General features: G+C 33.1%; 3 protein-coding genes and 1 pseudogene. All 4 read right to left on the reverse strand.

Annotated features, from left to right (window positions below; genetic code table 11):
- Positions 1 to 461 precede the first annotated feature (461 nt).
- Positions 462 to 747 (reverse strand): annotated as a pseudogene (locus tag GX687_07005) (IS256 family transposase).
- A 320-nt stretch (positions 748 to 1,067) separates the two neighbouring features.
- Complete coding sequence (locus GX687_07010; GenBank protein HHX97184.1) at positions 1,068 to 1,349, reverse strand: type II toxin-antitoxin system RelE/ParE family toxin; 282 nt, start codon at positions 1,347 to 1,349, stop codon at positions 1,068 to 1,070.
- Positions 1,342 to 1,569: a ribbon-helix-helix protein, CopG family gene (locus GX687_07015; protein ID HHX97185.1), complete on the reverse strand. Its 228-nt coding sequence runs from the start codon at positions 1,567 to 1,569 to the stop codon at positions 1,342 to 1,344. The genes GX687_07010 and GX687_07015 overlap by 8 nt, the downstream gene beginning before the upstream one ends.
- Before the next feature lie 118 nt (positions 1,570 to 1,687).
- Positions 1,688 to 1,813 (reverse strand): CoA protein activase (locus GX687_07020; GenBank protein HHX97186.1); only part of this gene is annotated, 126 nt, incomplete at its 5' end.

The following is a 1,813-nucleotide window of genomic DNA, read 5'->3' on the forward strand; positions in this document are numbered from 1 at the left end:
CACAACCTAATTCTGTAAAAAAGACATGCCAAAATGGGTAATATAAAAAATAGAATAAAGCTCGCGGGAAACCAATTCTCATCGCTGCCAATTACTTACCCCCTTTAATTCTATTTTATTTATTTTTTTAACTGCTGGCAAGTAAATAGCCAAAAGAACAGGATAAAGAACTTTCGGAAAATAGCTTATTTTTTATCCAAAAATTTAGCCGGAGCTACCCAAAATTTAACTCCGACCAAATTAATCATAATTGAAGACTAAAAAAGAGTCAAGCATTCCCTAAGTGAACCCAAAACCTCTTTTATACGTCCGGCCATACCCGGAATTTTATATGTGGGCACTCCACAAATAGCAATCCTAATTCCCTTAGCTAAAGGGACCGTATAAAAATGTTGTCACTATCTCTCCAGGCTGCTTCAACTAGTTTAATAGTGATTATAAAGAAATAATAGGACTTTTCAAAGCTCTGAAACAGTGGATTTAGAGAATTCCTTACCACAAAGTTCTTCTGTAATATTTTCTACTTTTCTAGTGGATACGCCGTTTACCACCATCTCCATCATTGCCAGCACCAGAGCCTGTTCGCTTCATTGATACCTAGCAAATAATTCTGTGCCAAATAGACCGTTTCTATGCCTGGGAACCTTAAGGGTAAGGGTCCCTATCCCCGGTGCCATTACGGTAAGCAGTCCTTTTTTCAGTTCACTCATAAGGCTCCGCACCTAACTGTTCAGTAGATTGGACAATGCTTCTTTTAGTAAAATTTGTTCAAAAGTACTTAACAGTCACAAGTGCAAGCTCTTTAAGCAATATTGATTATTTTTCTTGCACTTATTATATCATCTTTCAAAGTAAATGTCTTACACCAAAAGGTTTGTAGGGTTATTCAGCAACCCCTAAAATAATTTTCACATACAACATTTTAGTAATTATAAAAAGCCGATATATCTTGTGTTTACAAAGGATACCGGCTTTTTTATTATTATTAACTGTCGAAAACGGGATTATACTAGAGGGGACTCTCCCGTATCAATAAAAACTTACGTTTTTCAAAGTGCAAAACTTTATTATTTTAACCACTTATAAATTTCTCTTCTATGTCCAGTCTCTAAAATTAATATCAAGGTTTTTTCCTCATCTATATTACAAATTAACCTATAGTCTCCTATTCTATTTCTCCATTTATCTTTTAAATTCCCTTTTAAAGATTTTCCGTAAATATAAGGGTTCTCACAACCTACTAAATTTTTGTTTATCCACGCCATTATAATTCTAGCATCATTTGGATCAATTTTTTTTAGGCTTTTCTGGGCTCCTCTTCCAAATCTAACCTGGTATCCCTTACTCATAAAATCCCAATTCATTCATCATTTCATCAAAACTTATATCTTGGGGGTTTTCTTTATGTTCTTTCATGGCTTGATTATAAATCTTCAAATCAATTTCATCTTCTATTTTTTCTAAAACTGATTGTCTCATAAGTTCAGAAATGCTTATATTATTAGCTTTAGCATAACTTCTAATTAACCTATTTTCATCATCATTTATTCTTAAAGTTATTGAATTCATATAAACCCCCCCTTGTAAGATATTGTACTACAAATTATTGGTTTTGTAAATAGTGTATGCTCTATATAACCATATGATTCTCTCGAAAAGGAATGTATTTATTTGTTTTTTTAATTCTTTAAAGAACTTTAGCTAACTTATATTCCCGCCGTTGGCTCAATAAATCAACAAAGGCTTCCAGCCTTGTTTGCATTCCGGCTTTACCCATCATTTCATCTAAGAAAATAGTCATCACCGGTATATC

The sequence above is a fragment of the Clostridia bacterium genome (assembly GCA_012841935.1).
Classification (GTDB): Bacteria; Bacillota; Peptococcia; order DRI-13; family DTU073; genus DUTS01.

Excerpts from the sequence above, each read along its gene's own strand:
- GX687_07015 (HHX97185.1), bottom strand. The coding sequence starts at position 1,569 with ATGAATTCAATAACTTTAAGAATAAATGATGATGAAAATAGGTTAATT.
- GX687_07010 (HHX97184.1), bottom strand. The coding sequence starts at position 1,349 with ATGAGTAAGGGATACCAGGTTAGATTTGGAAGAGGAGCCCAGAAAAGC.